General features: G+C 49.9%; 15 protein-coding genes. 3 read left to right on the top strand and 12 right to left on the bottom strand.

All coding sequences use genetic code 11. The annotated features are described in order from the left end of the window. Window positions 1-16: 16 nt before the first annotated feature. A complete protein-coding gene (locus tag KNQ02_RS14460) occupies window positions 17-865 on the top strand; it encodes an alpha/beta fold hydrolase (RefSeq protein ID WP_088837177.1) in 849 nt (282 codons plus the stop codon). Here the strand turns inward: KNQ02_RS14460 and KNQ02_RS14455 are convergent. Beyond that, a complete protein-coding gene (locus KNQ02_RS14455) occupies window positions 851-1,519 on the bottom strand; it encodes a hypothetical protein (RefSeq protein WP_088837178.1) in 669 nt (222 codons plus the stop codon). The two genes, KNQ02_RS14460 and KNQ02_RS14455, sit on opposite strands and share 15 nt — an antisense overlap. 151 nt (window positions 1,520-1,670) lie before the next feature. Here KNQ02_RS14455 and KNQ02_RS14450 point away from each other — a divergent pair, with 151 nt between their 5' ends. Then, window positions 1,671-2,207 (top strand): flavodoxin family protein, encoded by a 537-nt coding sequence (locus KNQ02_RS14450; protein WP_214771071.1) that lies wholly within the window; start codon window positions 1,671-1,673, stop codon window positions 2,205-2,207. Between the two features lie 292 nt (window positions 2,208-2,499). Here KNQ02_RS14450 and KNQ02_RS14445 read toward each other — a convergent pair whose 3' ends face one another. The 9 genes from KNQ02_RS14445 to KNQ02_RS14405 form a co-directional block, all read right to left on the bottom strand. Continuing rightward, on the bottom strand, window positions 2,500-2,961 hold the full coding sequence (locus KNQ02_RS14445; protein WP_088837180.1) for a YflT domain-containing protein: 462 nt from the start codon (window positions 2,959-2,961) through the stop codon (window positions 2,500-2,502). A gap of 96 nt (window positions 2,962-3,057) precedes the next feature. Further along, complete coding sequence (locus KNQ02_RS14440) at window positions 3,058-4,737, bottom strand: FTR1 family iron permease (RefSeq protein WP_214809006.1); 1,680 nt, start codon at window positions 4,735-4,737, stop codon at window positions 3,058-3,060. Next, window positions 4,721-5,962, bottom strand: a complete 1,242-nt coding sequence (gene efeB, locus KNQ02_RS14435; RefSeq protein WP_088837182.1) for an iron uptake transporter deferrochelatase/peroxidase subunit — start codon at window positions 5,960-5,962, stop codon at window positions 4,721-4,723. The genes KNQ02_RS14440 and efeB overlap by 17 nt, the downstream gene beginning before the upstream one ends. 2 nt (window positions 5,963-5,964) lie before the next feature. Beyond that, window positions 5,965-6,798 (bottom strand): iron uptake system protein EfeO, encoded by an 834-nt coding sequence (gene efeO / locus KNQ02_RS14430; protein WP_088837183.1) that lies wholly within the window; start codon window positions 6,796-6,798, stop codon window positions 5,965-5,967. Between the two features lie 135 nt (window positions 6,799-6,933). Next, window positions 6,934-8,613 carry a DUF2339 domain-containing protein gene (locus KNQ02_RS14425; protein ID WP_088837184.1) on the bottom strand — a complete coding sequence of 560 codons (1,680 nt, stop codon included), beginning with the start codon at window positions 8,611-8,613 and terminating at the stop codon, window positions 6,934-6,936. 159 nt (window positions 8,614-8,772) lie between these two features. After that, on the bottom strand, window positions 8,773-9,858 hold the full coding sequence (locus tag KNQ02_RS14420; RefSeq protein ID WP_214808972.1) for a C39 family peptidase: 1,086 nt from the start codon (window positions 9,856-9,858) through the stop codon (window positions 8,773-8,775). A gap of 462 nt (window positions 9,859-10,320) precedes the next feature. Next, window positions 10,321-11,370, bottom strand: coding sequence for an oxidoreductase (locus KNQ02_RS14415; RefSeq protein WP_088837186.1), 1,050 nt, complete (start codon window positions 11,368-11,370; stop codon window positions 10,321-10,323). Between the two features lie 73 nt (window positions 11,371-11,443). Then, window positions 11,444-11,929, bottom strand: a complete 486-nt coding sequence (locus tag KNQ02_RS14410; RefSeq protein WP_029330260.1) for a GNAT family N-acetyltransferase — start codon at window positions 11,927-11,929, stop codon at window positions 11,444-11,446. A 233-nt stretch (window positions 11,930-12,162) separates the two neighbouring features. After that, window positions 12,163-13,035, bottom strand: coding sequence for an SDR family NAD(P)-dependent oxidoreductase (locus KNQ02_RS14405; RefSeq protein ID WP_088837187.1), 873 nt, complete (start codon window positions 13,033-13,035; stop codon window positions 12,163-12,165). A gap of 182 nt (window positions 13,036-13,217) precedes the next feature. On the opposite strand from KNQ02_RS14405, the gene KNQ02_RS14400 reads away from it, so the two are divergent. Next, a complete protein-coding gene (locus KNQ02_RS14400) occupies window positions 13,218-14,681 on the top strand; it encodes a potassium/proton antiporter (RefSeq protein WP_088837188.1) in 1,464 nt (487 codons plus the stop codon). Window positions 14,682-14,808: 127 nt separating this feature from the next. Here the strand turns inward: KNQ02_RS14400 and KNQ02_RS14395 are convergent, their stop codons facing one another. After that, window positions 14,809-15,780, bottom strand: a complete 972-nt coding sequence (locus tag KNQ02_RS14395; protein WP_214808969.1) for a phosphotransferase — start codon at window positions 15,778-15,780, stop codon at window positions 14,809-14,811. 267 nt (window positions 15,781-16,047) lie between these two features. Then, window positions 16,048-17,241: a hypothetical protein gene (locus KNQ02_RS14390; RefSeq protein WP_214808966.1), complete on the bottom strand. Its 1,194-nt coding sequence runs from the start codon at window positions 17,239-17,241 to the stop codon at window positions 16,048-16,050. Window positions 17,242-17,261: the final 20 nt, after the last annotated feature.

Raw genomic sequence — 17,261 nt, 5'->3', positions numbered from 1 at the left:
CGTTAGGAGAATTTGGATGCATTTGATTGGTGAATGGAAGGAACAACAATTTGATTACCGGGATAGCGGAACAGGTCCCATCATTCTGTTAATCCACGGTACACAGTCCGATTACCGGGAAATCTATCATGTCGAAAAATTAATTCAAGCCGGGTACCGCGTGATTGTCCCGTCACGTCCCGGATACGGAAAAACCCCGCTGCGGTTAGCGGAGTCTCCTGTCGAGCTAGCTGCGTTTTATAAAGGTTGGATGCAAGCACGTGGTTTTACGCGCTATACCATCTACGGTATCTCAGCAGGCGGTCCGACAGCAATCGCCCTAGCGAGCCAAAACGATGCTGCTTGCTCACTCGTTTTAGCGTGTGCGATGTCTCATCAAATTTCACTTCCATACCAGAACGTATTGATTCAACCGCTCTTGCAACGTCCACTCCACTTCATTCAGTGGGTATTATGGACATATGTTAAAGATAAGTTAAAAAAATTTCCTGAAGAGGCGTCCGTCCGGATGGTCGAAATGACGAGCCTATTGCAACGTAGTGACATTCGGTCACTCTTGACGCATGAGGATGAACGCTTATTGTATGCCGTCGGACTACAGAACGGTCCCGGGCGCGGCGTCTTGTTCGACATCACTCAGCAGCTTGAGCGACAGACACTCGAAACGGTCAGCTGCCCAGTCCTAATCGTCCATTCACAAGCCGATCGCGCTGTCCCGTTCGAGCATGCCCGCTATACGCAGCGTCTGATCCCCCATGCCCAGTTCATCGAATCGAAAAGTCCGGGTCATTTGATTTGGATTGGTCCTTCAGCACGACGAGATGAACGAATGATTGAACGCTTCATCACATTAAATCACCTGTAAACGAACATGTAGCTTCATTTTTTCATTTTCCTCGACAATCGAGATGATTCCCCGGGCCGTCAATTCGTCGATCGCCTGCTCCGTCCGTTCTTCGTTCAAGCGGGCACAGCGGGCGATTTCTGCGATGCCCATTCGACAGGACAGTTGATTCGCTTTGATTTTCGACGAAGGTTTGGCAACGGACCGTTGCAACAAACGCCAAAAGACATGACGGGCGTCGTCCGATAATGCATAGGCGTTCTTTTCAATGACAGGGGGTACATACCGAATGTCTTCACGGATTCGACGAATTAAGTACAGGCTGAGCCATTCCTCGAGTTCAGCTTGAATCCGGAAAAATTCAAACCACCAAAGTTGATCAAGTGCTAGTTCCTCATCACGGCTGAGCATCCAGCTCGGTGGGATTTGATCAAACTCCTCTTCAAGCCAGTCCTCATAATCAAGTGCCGTCTCATAGAGGACTTGCGGCGAAATTTGAGCCAACGATTCCCGTGATTTATAGATATCAAAGCTCATCCGACGAAAATGTTCGACGGACGCTGCGACTTGACTGAGATGAACGAACTTTTTCGTGATGAGACGAGCGAGACCGTCTAAATCATGGTGCATCACATAAAGGTGTTTTTCTAAAGCAATCAAAATACTTCTTTCCATCAGACGTATCCTCCTCTTTTCCTGGTGTGCTGATAGTCTTTTTCCGCAATCCCGGTTTTCAAAACCATTCTTAGAAGCAAATCAGTTTATTTCAACGTTTCCTTTGTCTTACAATGGACAAATAGCGATTAATAAAGGAGATGAAACGAAGATGTATACGATTTACGGCAGTTCTAGAAAAGGGAACAGTGAATGGCTCGGTGTCCGCGCATTCGAGGGCATTCCTCATGTGTCGGTCGATTTAGCAAACACGATGATTCAACCTGTGGAAGACCGGCGGCATCATGGTGGGTTCTTACCGATTGGCGATGATTACCGGCGGATCGTGGAAGAAATGCTCGAGCATGACGACATCGTGTTCATTACGCCGATCTACTGGTATTCGATGTCCACGAAGATGAAGCTCTTCATCGACCGCTTCAGTGAATCGTTGCGTGATGAAGACTTACGTTTCCGTGAGCGGATGCAAGGCAAGCGATTCCACCTGATTGCTGTCGGCGGCGATGATCCGAAAGAAAAAGGACGCGCCCTTGTGACACAGTTCGAGCATATCGCGACCTTTTTAGGAGCCCATCTTGAAACGGCGATCCTCGCGGAAGGGAATGCACCGGGGGACGTCGAACGCGATACGGTCGCCCTTGCAGAGATTGATGCGTTCCGAGAAAAAATGTCAAAAGCGTACGTTTAAGGAAAGTTATGTAAGGGAATCTTTTGATTAGTTCCATTCTGTAGTCAGACTAATCGGAGGTGGTGCTAGATGTTACAGTCGAAAAAACGCAATGAACGCAAGTGGAAACGACTTAAGACACGCAATCATATCGTTTTACTAGAACAGCTATTTCAAACGGATGAAGAAATACGGGTCGTGCGACCACGACTTGATTCTCACTCCACTCCCTTAAATCCGATCGAGCCTTCTCGTTAAGTCGTATAGGACAAAAAAAGACGCATTTGCAATCGCAAATGCGTCTTTTGACTGTTTAGTCGTTTTTGAGCTTCACATTTTGGTCGGCAGGCAAGGTTGTCGTCGTTTCCTCTTCTTCAAGCTTCGGTACACCCGCTCCATAATCTTTCGATTCATCTGCGACGTAAGATGCGGCATAGGCCGGGTTGATTAAGTCTGACTTTGATCCGACAATGACGATATGGCCATGGCGGACTTCATCTTCCAAACTTTCTGCAACATCTTTCGTCATGCCAAGTTCAGATAGTTGGGCGATACGATCTTTTCGATTACTACGGACGGTCGCCATCAATGTTTCAAAAAAAGATTTTTTCGTAACGCGGTAAGCAAGCGTCTGTGTATCGTTCGCAATCCGTTCTGCCAGTTCCTCGTCTTTTGCAAAAATATAAATTTGTTTATTTGAATACCCGCCTGACTTTAAACTCGTTATTTCTGCATCGACGCCAGTCATGTCACGGACAATACGTGTTTCAATCATGTTCGTTCATCTCCTTCATACTAAGCCTCAGTTGGCTGTCTCAATATAAAGTTATTCCCGAAACATAATGAATAAAACATGGATTTCAAAAACTGCTTATGAAACTTTCTTTAGTGACGTGCCGCGTCGTTGTTTACGAAGTACGGTCAGGATGATGATGAGACCTACCAGCACTTGCGGCACCACGGTTTCAATCGTCGGATAAAATCCGATCCAGGCGACGGGCGGCAGCGCAAGTGGATGGACAGGCAATACACCTGTCAGTTGGAGCGCATGTAGACTTACACCGAGTATCTTAAAGGCCATCATATAGATTAAGATGGTCGCGCCTAAGAATAGACGGCGAATCGGCAAACGGACACCGAAATAGATGACTGCAATTGACACGAGTCCGATGAAGAGAACGGCTGCCAAAATGCCTCCACCTAAGGCGAGTGGCGTCATCGCCGGTGCCATCCCGACGTAAAAGAGTAATGTCTCCGCACCTTCCCGGAAAATCGTCAAGAAACTGACGATGAAGAGCGAAGTCCGCGATAGGTCGGACACGAGTTGCGTCTGACGGGAAGTAATGGCCGTTTTCGAATGTAACCAATTTCCGACCAGTAACATCACGAGAACGGCGAACAAGCCGGTCCATCCTTCAATTTGCTCTCGTCCGACACTTGCGAGCGCGGTCGAGAAGAAAAATTGAATGATTAGCGCAAGCAGACCACTCGCTAAAAGCCCGAGGACGGCTCCGAACCAGATGTGCCGTTCCCCCCGTAAATTCGCTTTACGTGTCAAGGCGACGAGCGCACTGATAATCAGCAACGCTTCAAGTCCTTCCCGGACCATGACGAGCATCGCGTCGACGAACGTATAGCTCGTCTGGTCGGTCAGTTGTCCGAGCGATGCGCTTAATTCCTGTAACGAAGTGATTGTCGCGTTCCGCGTCTCCCCGTTTAAGCGGGCGAGCAATAAGGGGACGTCCGTCTCGACTTGCGTATATAAAGCACTGTCTCGTGTCCGGACCGCCCCTTCTCCGCTCGGCCACTGGGCGATGAACGTCGTCAAAGTCGACCGCGCCCCGTCAAGGTCTTTTGCAACGAGCGCATCCGACGCCTGATCGAGTAAACGGATCAAATCGGTCAATTCGACTGATGCCGTCTTGACGATGTCCCCTTCGACGAATGAGTCGATGCTTGTATCAAACTGGTTGAGGGCCTCGTTCCATTCCGTCTGGTCGAATGTCTGGCGTGCTTGTGCGATGCGAATCGCAGATAACGCCATCTCGACTTTTCCGTAGTGACCGATGCTTTCTTCCCGGACGACGCTCTCACGGGCCGTCCATTCCTTTAACAAGGTCTGTTCGAGTGTCTTTCGCTCACTCGCATCCGCTTGCCGCATTTGCTTGGTCACTTCATGTAAATCAAGCAGACGGGTCCGGGCCGTCGCATCCTGCGCGGGACGCATTGTGTCTTCGAGCGTCCGGACGGCCGTCGACAGTGCCGTCAAGTCCGCACTGATCGTCGCGAACGACGCATCCTGATGTTGTTTCAGCGTCGATAAACGCTTTAAGATGACGGCTTTTTCATCTGAGTCAGCCAGTTCCTTTGATTGTTTAGCTAACGTCGCGATTCGTTTTGAAAGTGCATCGCGATCTTCCGCCTTCACGGCTGAGATGGCTTGACCAATCGACACGTAAAGGGCATCGGTTTTCGCCTCTGCACCCGCATGGGGGATGAGCGTGCTACATATAAGGAACACGAGTAAGGCAGCTTTAAGCAAAGAGCGCATCACCGATGTAACCTCCTTTTTGAATGCCGCCGAAACACGCGAACAGCGCGCTTCCACGATGAGTAATGTATTCATTCATCCGGTCAGAAGTTGCGAGCCGTTCTTGAATCGTGATGAACTGCTCCGGCGATCGCTGATACGAGAGGAACAACAGACCGGCGTCTAATGCGCCTGTCGTCTCATCAACGCCATCCTGGTAGGAGTAGGAGCGTCGGAGCAGTTGCACCTTTCCTTCACCATGCGCGACCGCTGTATGCGAGTCTGCCGGTAGTTCTGCTTCCCCCCGTGCGATCCGTTTCGTCGGTGTAACGGACGCGAACTCATCTTTTGAACCGAGTGGTGCCCCGGACGCCCGTTCACGCCCGAATGTCCGCTCCTGCTCCTTCAAAATCGTCCGGTCCCAGACTTCAAGGTGCATCTGAATCCGGCGAACGACGAGAAACGTCCCGTTCGTCAGCCAAGGTGAACCATCACGCCATTGATAAAACAGCGTATTCTCCCGCGTCGCCGCTTTCGTCACGTCAGGATTGCCTGTCCCATCTTTGAATCCGAACAAGTTCCGCGGTGTCCCGCCTGTCGCATCTGCCACTTTCGACCGCTGGAAACCGGCTTGCGTCCAGCGAATCTTGACGACCCCCCGTCCGATTCGGGTCAAGTTGCGTAACGCGTGGAAGACGACTTGCTGGTCGTCCGCACAAATTTGGACAATCAAGTCCCCGCCGGACCATTTCTCATCGAGCTGGTCCAAATCAAATGTCGGTAAATCTCGTAAGAGTGCCGGGCGTTTATGGCCGATGCCGAAACGATCCCCTTCAAATAAACTAATTCCGCAACCGAACGTGAACGTCAAGTGACTTGCAGATAACCCCTCTGCTTCACCGGTGTCGTCCGGTGGGATGTAGGCGCTATCTGTTTCGCCGAGCGATAGTCCTGCTGATAAGCGCGCGCAAGCCCGCGTCCAGCGCTTCAATAAATCAATCAGCTCGTCGCGGCGATCCGTCTTGACGTCAAAAGCGACGAGTTGGACATGATTTTGGGCCGGCGTCATGATGCCCGCTTGATAGGTGCCGTAAAACGGGACTTGATCGGACGCCTTAGCCGTCAAGGCGCGCGGTAAGAAGCGTTCGACACCACTTGCATAAAAAGCTGCACCGAGACCGGTCAGGCCGGCGACTTTTAAGACATCACGTCGCGTCATGCCAGCCTCTAATGTTGGTCGTGTCATGATTATCCCTCCAGTACGATGCCCATCTTCGACAGCGGTTCTGCCAGTTCGTTAATGGCTTGACTCAACTGTTTAACGTCGGTTTTTGATAAGTCCGTATAGAGGACGTACCCCTTTTCCGTTTTCTTCGCTTCTAATAAGGCATTGACGTCCTCAAAGCGCGCTGCGATCTCTTTTGACAACGCGTCGTCTTGTTTCATCAGGCTCGGGTTCAATAACTGATAAATTTTTTCCGCCCCTTGGACGTTCGCTGCAAAATCATAAAGATCGGTATGTGAATAGCGGTCTTCTTCTCCTGTCACTTTCGAAGTCGAGACTTCATTCAATAAATCCGTTGCCCCCGTCACGAGAAGCTCCGGTGTCACATCGACTGTTTCGACTTTTGCACGCAAGAGGTGGACGTCCTGCATCAATTGCTCCGCGTATTGCTCATACCCTTTTGTTGTTCCCTTTTCGAACAAGCCTTGTTCGATCCGGTGATAACCGCCCCACTCGGATTCCTTGACGTCACCTGCACGGGCATCGATTTTCGGATCGAGGTCACCGAAAACTTCCGCGATCGGTTCCGCCCGTTCATAGTGCATCCGCGCCGGTGCATAGAGCGCTTTCGCTTTTTCAAGGTCCCCTTCCTTGACGGCCGTCGTGAAGGCTTCTGTTTTATTCGTGAAGGCATCGAGTTCATTGATCGCATAATCGCGGTAATCGGCGACGACCTGATCGAATTGGCCGTCCGCTGTTTTCGGTGTCGCTTTTGTCGTTGTTTCTTGTTCCCCGCAAGCAGCTAACAAGGTCGCGAGTGACAAGACGCTCGCCGTAAGGATTTTCTTATGTGACATGATTCATTTCCCCCAAATCGTTAAGTAAGTTCAGTTGTTAGTATAGACGATAATGATAATCGTTATCAATATAAATTTAGAGCTAACATGAAAAACCCGTCCTGACGAGCGTCATCAGGACGGGTTTTTGCTCATTTAGTTGTTTTTTCGCTTTTTAAAATACGTCCGTGAAATGATGAACGCTACGATTGCAAACCCGATAAAGACAAACGCTTTTTGGACGAGCGTCAAGAACGATAAATCAAACACTAACAGCTTAATCGCACTGACGCTAAGTAGCAGCAGACCGGATAATCGCCAGACGGACAAATTACGGATCCGACCAATCGTGACGAGAAGCAAGGCAAGTAAAATGTAGGCAACCGATAAAGTCGTACTGCGATTCGTTTCGTCGAGTCCGTCATAAAACGGCAGTTCCATGACGAGTAACGTATACGTCGTCAGGACGCCGACGGCTGCGACAACTAGACTGATCTGGAACGTCCCGTCCTCGACCATCGCGCGGTGTTGTTGCACGAGTAAATAAATTAAACCACTCGTCGCAAGTACTAAGGCGACGACCGAAAGACGAAACGAGTCGTTCATTGCCGCATACATACCCGACTGCGTAATCTGGTCGAAGATGAAGTAGACATACAAAGCGAGAGCGATCATCCGTTGGTACGGCATGTGCTGGCGTTTGACGAACCAAAGGCCGATCAGGATGCAGGCGAACAACAGGGTTTCGAACTGCTCGCTCAGTCGAAGTATGTCATAGGGAATTTGCGTGATCGCATAGAACACCGTCGCGTGACCGACTGCATTGTGCCAGGCATCTTTTGAGTAGTTAGCGATGCTATAGGCAAGCCCTGCCAGCGCGAGGGCAATCAGTGTCCCCCACTGCCAATCGATGACGGCTAGACTCGCAATCACAATAAGACCGGCCCCGTAACTCGGATAATTCCACTTCATCCGGAGACGTTGCCCAGTGAAGGCGGTCCCGATGTAGCTGACGAGCGACGCAGCAAGCAGTGAGATTTCGTCAGACGTGGACGGTGGTGAAAAGCCGACCATGCTCATCGCTGTAACAAGAGCGATCGTCAGGAATCCCCAGCTGACGACGAAACCGAGAATCGTTTTTAAGCGAACCGCGGCATAGAACAAGGCGGCGAACAATATCACTTCATACAGTAAAAACAACGAAACGTTCGCTTCGTCCGCCAGTTGCAGAAACGGGAGTAAAAATCCGGTGATTGAGACGAGAATCAGGAGGACACGTGACGCCATCCATAACATTAATCCGAACGTAATGAATAAAATGACGAGTTCGAGCGAGAAGGCAAGACCCGGCGAATAGAATTGATACAACGCCATGCCAGCGAACAAGGCGGCTAAAGAAACGATGGTCCCCGTCGCGACGAGCCCGACGCCGAGTTCTCGTCGCTTTTTCTCATACTGATACTCGCCTACTCCGATTAAGAGCAATCCGATGAGCACTCCGCTGCCGACTCGGACCGCTGGATTGACCCAGCCGGAGATCGAGGCGTAAGAAAATAAGAAAATTGCCCCAATCGCGGCAAAAATTGCGGCGATGCGCGGTAACCAGATGGTCGCAATCATGTGTTCCCACTCATCGCGCGTCCGGATTTGTTTGATTTTTGGTGAAAACGTGTCGTCTTTTTTGACGAAGGCGGGTCTTTTTTTCGGTGTCGCGACCGTACTTTGCTCCGGAGTCGACGTTGGATGCGGAACAGGATGCAGCTGTTCGAGTTGCGCGACACGTAACTTCAACGCCTCGAGTTCCTGTTCCAGTTGGGTGATTCGTTGTTCTTCCATCATTCCACCCTTTCTTTATTTTAGATGGTACTAGTGTACCTGTTTCTTCTGCCTTTTTCTTATTTTTTCAAAAATAAGGAAACGTTAGGTGACGATTCAACGAAAAAAAACGACTTCCGCCCTTTTGGAAAAGGTGAAAGTCGTTTGTCAGGAGACCGGTTAACGAACGGATAACGCATATTGTCCCGTCGTGTTATAAACAGATGTGAACTGTGCGCGACTGACGGCGTATTTCCCACGGTACGGATCAGACACGTAGAACGAACTGCTTGAAACACCCGTCACGAGCATGACGTGATAGTTCCGGTACCCGGTGAACGTTTTGCCGTCCGGCTTGATCCAAGAGAAGTAGCCATATGGATTTTTGAAATCAACGGTCGCCCAGACGATGACGGGATTCCCGCTCCGGATTTCACGTTCAATCTTACTGACACCTTGTTTGGAGATATCGACGGCGCCACTCCGGTATTTTTTAGCGAGCGGGAGAATGCCTTTTGGATAGACGCCCCAGTTTTTGTAGTAAGAGAGCGTCCCGGCCGGATCACCCGTAAACATTTTTTCTGGATCGGCCCAGTAGTATTTCCCATTTTTGTAGGTCGCATTGCTGATGCTTTTCGGTAGTTGTTTATAGAGCGACGCAGCCGAAACAGACTTTTTCTTGTAGGCGAGCGCCATCTTCAACGAGACGAACTCGCAACCTGACGGGTAGCCTAACGTGTATTGATTGTAGTACGGGACATTTAATTTTTTAGTCGTACTGCTCGTTGGCTTCGTTTTCGTTAAGTACTGTGTCGAGACATAGCAGTAGCTCCCGCTATACAAAATACGTGTAAAGCTCCCTGACGTGCCATACGTTGCGACTTTGACCCCTTTACCGAGCTGGGTGACGGATTTGTATTTTGTGCTCGGGCCCGTTCTGACGTTTAACGTCCCGACCGTCGTATACTTCGTGCCGGTCGATGTGTATTTCGAGGACGTCGTCGATGTCTTCACATAATCTTTGTGTATGTACCCCGTCCGTGATTTATAGGTGATTTTGTACCAACTTCCCGATGTTCCTTTTAACGTATAGACGTTTCCTTTGACGACATTCCCGAGAATCTTGCTTGAGGTCGTCGGCTTTTCACGGACACGTAAGACTGCGGTCGTGATGGTCAGCTTCGTGGCGGCATGTGCGACGAGCGACGGACTGAATACGCCAAACAGAACACCAGCGACGATGACACTTGAAAAAAACTTCTTCATGATAGACCCCCTTAACAGAATGACAATACGATGATATACACCATTTTTCCCAAGTTATTGAAATAATAATCATGATTTCAAAAGAAAATTCTGAAAAAATAGAAATATCTTCATTCTTTGTAACAAAAAAAATCCTCCTGTTGTATATGCACAACAAGAAGATTCAGACTGTAGACAAAGTTCTATCGGGAGATCAAGCGTCTTTGTTCGTTGCGTTCCTCGGGCGAGGCGCAAGCCGTTGCTCCTTGGATCCTAGCGGCCAACGCGCAGGGTCTTGCCTGCCTCTGAACGTGCGTTAAAAACGCACTTTTTCCCGTAGGAGTCAACGAAACATGACGCTTTTTAGCTAATACCGTGACCAAAAAGCCGGGCATGGAGACGTTTTAAAGCGCAATCCGTCTTGAATCGCTTTTAAAGCACGAAAAGTAATCGGTCGCGACCCTGTAGCTTTTTAAATGAAATTCAATTTTTAATATTGACGATAAACGGTGACGGTTGAGTGAACGCCTGCTCGAGCACATGGGCGACGAACGTCGTCTCTTCTTCCGTCACTGGAAGAGGGGCATCTTCAACGATACTCCGGTAAAATGCCCGATATAATTTACCGTAGTCACCAATCGGACTCGGAATCCGGACATTTTGAAGATGATTGTGGTTATCATGATAGAGTAACCGACCGAAATCATCTTCCGAATCTTCCCCGAATCCTTCTTCCCCTGGGAAGTAGTCTGCTTTTAAGTCAAGCTCTTGCCGATCGACATGCTGTTTGATGAACGTCCCGTTCGTCCCATGAATCATCCAGCGCGGAGCGGGTGCCAGTGCGACATGACTCGTTCGGACACTCGCCTTGAAATCGTCATAATAAAAATCAAGCGCAAACGTATCGTCCGGAATCGCAGTACCCCGGACGGTTCGGATGTCATAAGCGACTTGGTTCGGTCTTCCGAACAAGGCAATGATTTGATCAATCGTATGGACGCCGAGACTATAGAGCGCACCGTTCTCATTCGCCGTATTCGCCGGCTTCGCATCCGGGCGATACAAGTCGAAATGCGAGACGACTTCGACGATGCGACCGAGCTTTCCGGACGCAATGACTTGGGCGACGGCTTGAAAGTCGCTATCGAAACGCCGATTTTGATAGGCGAGTAGCTTGACGCCTTGCTTACGTGCTTCCTCAAACAGTTGCACCGCTTCTTGTTCTGTGACGGTAAAAGGTTTTTCGACGAGGACGTGCTTCTGCTGTTGCAACGCCTTCAAGGCATAGGCAAAATGCGTCGCAGGCGGTGTGTTGATGACGACGACTTGAAGCTTCTCGTCCGACAACATCTTGTCGAGGTCCGTCGTGAACTGGACTGCGGGAAGCTTGTCCATATATTTTTCCTCTAACTCCGGTTTTGCCGTCCGATTATAAATCCACGTCACCTCGAAATGGGGATCAATCATGACATAAGGCAGATGATAACGGGTCGTGCTCTTACCGAAGCCGATGAAGCCAATCTGAAGTCGCATCCTATCACTCCTCGCAATTACTTTTCTTTTACCTTAACAAAGCGGCTACGACTTGTCTTGAACAAATGACCGATTATGCCGTCGCTTCGATTCGTTCGTACTCATATGTCGAAAATCCGTCATATGTTCCTTGGTACGTAAAACCGACCGACGTATAATAGTCGTTTAAAAATGCATTTGACGCCACGCAGTCGAGGCGAAGTGTTTCCCCTTCGTAATCCGTCAACTCGATTACATAATCAAGAAGTTGTTTTCCGACGCGGCGTCCTTTCGCCAAATCACTGACGACAATCCGGTGGATATAAAGACCTTCTGTATCTGCCCATAACGAGCGATCCCATTCCATCGAAGGAAGCAGGGCAACGGAACCGAGCAACTGGTCGTTTTCTTCAAAAACAAACAGTCTTCCGGCATCAAGATCCTCTTGGACGAGTGTTTCGATGTCTTGTTCAAGGTAAGCAGACCACTGTGTGCTGCCCGTCGCTTGGAGTGCGAGCGCCTTGTGCTCGAGTAGTGTTGCGATGTTTCGAACGTCTTGTGATGTAGCTAGTCGTATCATGTTGTACCTCCTGTAAGCAAAAATTCTTCTTTATCCTAACGAAAACTGCACCAGAAGAAAACCGTTTTGCTCGCATCGCTAAAAAAAAATCATAAAAACGCATCATTTTGTGATTTTTTTCATATTCTACAATTTTATTTTTAAATATCGTATTCTAAAAGTGTGATCAGACCCCCAGTCTTCACAACGTGGATCTACCGGCTTCCCACGAGCCGGTAGGCCTTTTTTTGTCTTCAGTCGAGTCCGACCCATTTTTTCGATAGACGGCGCGCATCTTCACGGTAGCGCGTATCCTCGACGACCGGGTTACTGAGACGTGGTGCGGAATCGGCGTAATAGCCGCCATTGTCGAGCCGGTCATTCGTCGTCGCGAGGTACAGTGCGGTTTTCGCCCCGTACTCCGGCGTATACAGTTTCCCGGTCCAGTAACCGATTTGAGCGATCGGCTTTAAAAGCACCTTCATCGCTTTGCCGTACTTGCCACGATAGAACAAGTCGGTATTGACGATGCCGGGATGGACGCTGACGAATGTCACATCGTCCCCATACTTGTCCGCGAGTTCACGCATGTGGACCATCTGTAGCAATTTCGATTCGCGGTACGACCGCATCGGGTTGTATTGTTCTTTTTTAACATGGGCAATCGATTCCAGTTCGATATCTGTTCGGACGAGTCCACCTTCCCCGGCGAGCGATGAAATCGAGATGACCCGTGGATCGTTTCCGTGTTGAAGGAGCGGCAGCAAGCGTTCAATCAAATAGAAGTGACTCAGGTAGTTGACTTGGAACTGGGATTCGAAGCCGTCTTTCGTCAAATGATACGGCGGGACCATGACCCCGGCATTTAAAATCAGGCGATCGATGCGACCAATCTGCTCAAACAAGTGGTCTGCAAACCGGCGGACGGATTCCAGTTGGTCAAGTTGAACGATTTCGATTTCAAGATTCGTATGCGACACCCCATGTTCACGTAACATTTGGACGAGCAGTGTTGCTTTCTTCTCTGAGCGGACGGTCGCAATGACGCGGTCCCCCCGTTCAAGCAACGCTTGGATTGTCACCATTCCCATCCCCGAGTTTGCGCCTGTCACGATACATATGTTCATTTCCATTTTCCTCCTCTAATTACGCTTTCTTCGTTTACATGCATATATATTGAGTGTTTTCCTTTTTCCGTCGATTTATACACATCATTTCAAAAAAAGACTTCTCCGCCTGCAAAAGAGGTGAATAGCGTATACTAAACGTAACAGAAGAGAACCCTGCCCCGATTCGAGGAGGTATGCATGTGCATGAAGGAACCGTCTTACTACTTGCCGGTATTTTGTTACTACTCGCAATCATCACGACCAAGTTCTCCTTTCGTCTCAACGTCCCGACCTTGATTTTATTCGTGTTCGTCGGCATTCTTGCAGGAACGGATGTCGCAGGATGGATTGCTTTTTCTGACTTTGAACAAGCGCGTCTATTCGGAACAATCGCCCTCGTCATCATTTTGTTCGATGGCGGTCTCAACACGAAATGGGGCGATTTCAGGCAAGTCCTCCCTGCTGCCCTTTCGCTTGCGACGGTCGGCGTCGTCATCACGACTGGCTTGATTGCACTCGTCGCCCACTTCATTCTTGATTTCAGCTGGCCGATGGCGTTACTCGTCGGCGCCCTCGTCGGCTCGACCGATGCAGCGGCTGTCTTTTCCTTACTGAGCGGACGTCCTGTCGATGAGAAGGTCAAACATACACTGGAAGCGGAGTCCGGAACAAATGATCCGATGGCTGTCTTTTTGACGATTCTCTTTACAGAACTTGCGCTCGATCCGGAAAGTTTCTCGATTATCAGTGGCGTCCTGTCTTTATTCTACGAAATGGGAATCGGTTTACTCGTCGGTCTCTGTATCGGCTGGTTCTTGACACAATTGATGAACCGGATTCAGCTTCAAGCATCGGCCCTGTATCCGACACTCTTGATCAGCGGCGCCTTACTGTCTTACGGGATCGCGACGAGTATCCATGCGAGTGGCTTCCTCGCCGTCTACGTGACAGGCATTTGGATCAGTAACCACGACATGATTTACCGCGACATCTTGATTCGTTTCAGCGGCAGCTTGTCGCATCTGGCAGAAGTCGGGATGTTCATCATGCTCGGACTGCTCGTCTTCCCGCGCCAACTGCTCGATCCGCAGATGCTGCTCATTTCAGGCATCATCGTCGTGACGCTGATTCTCGTCGCACGACCACTCGCTGTTTTCATCTCACTTCTTCCCTTTCACTACAATTACCGGGAGCAAAGTGTCATCACGGCTGCCGGACTACGCGGCGCCGTACCAATCATCCTTGCGACCTATCCGCTTTCGAGCGGACTTGCGAACTCCTATCTCTTGTTCAACATCGTCTTCTTCACTGTCATGACATCGGCTTTACTGCAGGGAACGGCCTTACCGTGGATTGTCCGTGTCATGAAGCTCGAAGTGAAACCAACGATCGGGATTGAGCCGTTGATTCAATTCATGACAGTCGCAAATCCGAATGCTGAAATCGTCGAGGTCAGTGTCCCGTCGTTCTGTCGGATTGACGGGAAAACATTGCAAGAGATTGAGATGCCGCAGGATCTGCTCGTCGTCGCCGTCATTCGTGACGATGCCATCATTACCCCCCGCGGTCAGACACGATTGATTGGTGGCGATCAACTCCTGATTCTGACGCCGAAACAATCGGAAGAACGGATTCGAAAGCTGATTGCCTCGCTTGGTCTTTAAAGTTAAAAAGGACCGATGATTCCGTGAAAAAAGCGGGATCATCGGTCCTGTGATGGATGTTGGACGGGATGTCCGGTACTTTGTTCAGACGTAAGAGTCCTATCCCAGATGGATGTTGTTGCGACGTTTAAGTCAGCCAGCCTTTCAGCGTCTCCATCCGGTCCGTGTGGCGTTTTAAGTCGAGAATCGTCTGTTTCACCTGTTCTGTACCGATTCGTCGCTCCGTTTTATCCGCACTGAATGTCCGGCTGATATTATAAGCGAGCCAATCAAGTTTGCTCGAATAGCTACAGGCGATTACAGCCGACCATTTCGCATCCCCTAGGTTATTTTTCGTTGTGTAACCACTAAAAAATGCTTGAAACTTCTGCTTGTTCAGATGCCCCGTCTCATCCTCTGACCAGTAAAGCGCCGTCTCAAGGACATCAAGGACAGGATGAATCGGACCCGCCGATTCCCAGTCAATGACGACCAGGTCGTTTTTCGTCCATAAGACATTTTTAGGATCCAAGTCGCGGTGACTCATGACGCAAGCGTTGGATAGGAACGCTTCTGCTCGCACTGCTCGCTCGTTCCACACTTTTAACGCCTCGGTGATTTCGCTTAGGGCAACACTCCACTCGGCGTCGATTGCTTGGCCTCTTTTGAGATGAGTTGTCCAGTCGTGGCTAATCGTTCCAACCACTGCGGGGACCACGCCAGCATCAAGTTGGTGTAAGCCTGCGAGATAGGTCCCGATGGTATTACAATGGGATGGCTGGATCTCCTTCAAGGAAAGCAGGTTGCCGTCGACCCAGTCAAAAATAAGAAAGTACTCGTCAGCTATCTGTTGCACCGCTTCCCCCCGTATCCGTTTTGCCGGAAGAGCGGAAAGGTGCCGACCTGCAAGCAATGCAAAATCTTCCGCGTTTTTGAAGTTCGCAAACGCGTCAGGTCGTCTCATAATCTGCGGATTCAAGCATTTTACAGCATAATGTCCTTTTGTCGTCCTCAGTCCATACATGTCATGGATGAAACCGCCGGAAAGGGGGCGTGGGCCTTCTGTCCGTTCGCCTAAATCAAACAATACACAAATCTGATCAAATCGGTATGATTCCATATGTTTCTCCTGTTATCTCCGTTATTTTTTACGAACTTTTTCGCCTTGAGAGGCGCCAAAATCGATTGAACCGTTAACTTATGCGAAAAAACCCCCGACGTTTTTTCGCAGGGCGAAGACATCGGGGGTTCGATCCTCATTCAATAGAATTTACTTGTTTTCTACCAGCGTTTGTTCCTGCTGACGAATGTACCGGACATCGAAGTGGTCCGTCAACTGTCTGATGCGTGAAGTCGTATCAGACAGATTCGCGAGTGTAGCTGACGTTCATCGTTGTTCCTCTTCTCGTCTAATCTCGATCGTTCCCGGTGGGCGGTGCGGTAATGTAATGGATAGTCCTGCGAACTGGAACTGGTCACGTCCGTTTTGTGCACGTTCAATCCAATTGACTGCCTCTTGGCGCGCTAAGCCATGCCGGATCCGGTTCTCCGCCTGTGTCCGTGAAATTCCGGTACAGACGACCTCTGTCAAGTAGGTCCGTTCATCGGACTCAAACTGTTGCCAAATCCCGAGGATGAGTTGTCCGACAGCACTGACGGGTGTCCCGTCCGGTTCACCGGCGCTGACGGCCTCGTCAAGCGCATGAATCGCTTCGGTACACGTGTCGCCGAGTGCTAAAATCCGTTGGGATGCTTTTTGCATGATCCGGAACCGTTTTTGTCCGTCTTCCAGCCATAACCGCTGTGCAAAAGGGTCGACGGGAATGCCATGAAAGAATGTGACCGTCCCGCGCCAAGCGAAGCCGAACGACGGATCGTAGTCACGAATCGTCTCCATCGCTTGTGTGTGGAATCGTTTGATTTCTGACCGTTCCTCACGCAATTGGTCGCGCAATCCTGCCGTATCATCAATCGCAACCGCAAGCGGCGTCATCGTGAACAGTTCATTATCGGCAATCCGGTGCGGCATCAGGACTGCTCCATCGAACCGGTAATCGTTCGCCGGGCGTCCCGTCCGCCCGACGAATATGTGCCATTTGCCTTCCGCTGCAGCGAATGCGTACGCTTGGTGTGCGAACGGTGGTGCCACGAACAGTCCGGGAAATTCCTCGAACGTTTCAATCCGGATCGTTTCTCCGTCATACCACTCCCGTTCGATTGCCGCGAGCAACTGCCCCGTCGGAGATTGACGGTCCGTCAAATAACGACCGGTATTGCTATAGAAGCCGAGTAAAAACTCACGCTCTTCTTCTTCGAATGTCACCATCGTCAGTTGGAACAACGATTCGATTTGTGCTTCGGCGAACGCATCCTCGACCGTATCCGGATGGTGCGATTCAATCGCAATCATTTTCCAGCCCATCCGTTCATATAAGTTGATCGTCACGGGGAAGAACAAAAAGGCTCCGTGGGTCGCCTCGAGCTTAATGATGTCTTGCATGGCAAGGCGTTCAATCCGTAAGTTAAAGCCCATTCGTTCGAAGTGATCCTGTAAGCGTCTTTTCCAGTGCGTAAATTCCATGATCCGTCCACTCCTCTCTC

The sequence above is a fragment of the Exiguobacterium sp. s102 genome, assembly GCF_018618635.1.
Classification (GTDB): domain Bacteria; phylum Bacillota; class Bacilli; order Exiguobacteriales; family Exiguobacteriaceae; genus Exiguobacterium_A; species Exiguobacterium_A oxidotolerans.
This window is presented reverse-complemented; position numbering and strand designations above follow the sequence as displayed.

What these genes read in the sequence shown, in the direction of transcription:
- KNQ02_RS14390 (WP_214808966.1), bottom strand. Translation starts at nt 17,241, where the DNA reads ATGGAATTTACGCACTGGAAAAGACGCTTACAGGATCACTTCGAACGA.
- KNQ02_RS14455 (WP_088837178.1), bottom strand. Translation starts at nt 1,519, where the DNA reads ATGGAAAGAAGTATTTTGATTGCTTTAGAAAAACACCTTTATGTGATG.
- KNQ02_RS14415 (WP_088837186.1), bottom strand. Translation starts at nt 11,370, where the DNA reads ATGCGACTTCAGATTGGCTTCATCGGCTTCGGTAAGAGCACGACCCGT.
- KNQ02_RS14445 (WP_088837180.1), bottom strand. Translation starts at nt 2,961, where the DNA reads ATGATTGAAACACGTATTGTCCGTGACATGACTGGCGTCGATGCAGAA.
- efeB (WP_088837182.1), bottom strand. Translation starts at nt 5,962, where the DNA reads ATGACACGACCAACATTAGAGGCTGGCATGACGCGACGTGATGTCTTA.
- KNQ02_RS14410 (WP_029330260.1), bottom strand. Translation starts at nt 11,929, where the DNA reads ATGATACGACTAGCTACATCACAAGACGTTCGAAACATCGCAACACTA.
- KNQ02_RS14440 (WP_214809006.1), bottom strand. Translation starts at nt 4,737, where the DNA reads ATGCGCTCTTTGCTTAAAGCTGCCTTACTCGTGTTCCTTATATGTAGC.
- KNQ02_RS14395 (WP_214808969.1), bottom strand. Translation starts at nt 15,780, where the DNA reads ATGGAATCATACCGATTTGATCAGATTTGTGTATTGTTTGATTTAGGC.
- efeO (WP_088837183.1), bottom strand. Translation starts at nt 6,798, where the DNA reads ATGTCACATAAGAAAATCCTTACGGCGAGCGTCTTGTCACTCGCGACC.
- KNQ02_RS14425 (WP_088837184.1), bottom strand. Translation starts at nt 8,613, where the DNA reads ATGGAAGAACAACGAATCACCCAACTGGAACAGGAACTCGAGGCGTTG.
- KNQ02_RS14405 (WP_088837187.1), bottom strand. Translation starts at nt 13,035, where the DNA reads ATGAACATATGTATCGTGACAGGCGCAAACTCGGGGATGGGAATGGTG.
- KNQ02_RS14460 (WP_088837177.1), top strand. Translation starts at nt 17, where the DNA reads ATGCATTTGATTGGTGAATGGAAGGAACAACAATTTGATTACCGGGAT.
- KNQ02_RS14450 (WP_214771071.1), top strand. Translation starts at nt 1,671, where the DNA reads ATGTATACGATTTACGGCAGTTCTAGAAAAGGGAACAGTGAATGGCTC.
- KNQ02_RS14420 (WP_214808972.1), bottom strand. Translation starts at nt 9,858, where the DNA reads ATGAAGAAGTTTTTTTCAAGTGTCATCGTCGCTGGTGTTCTGTTTGGC.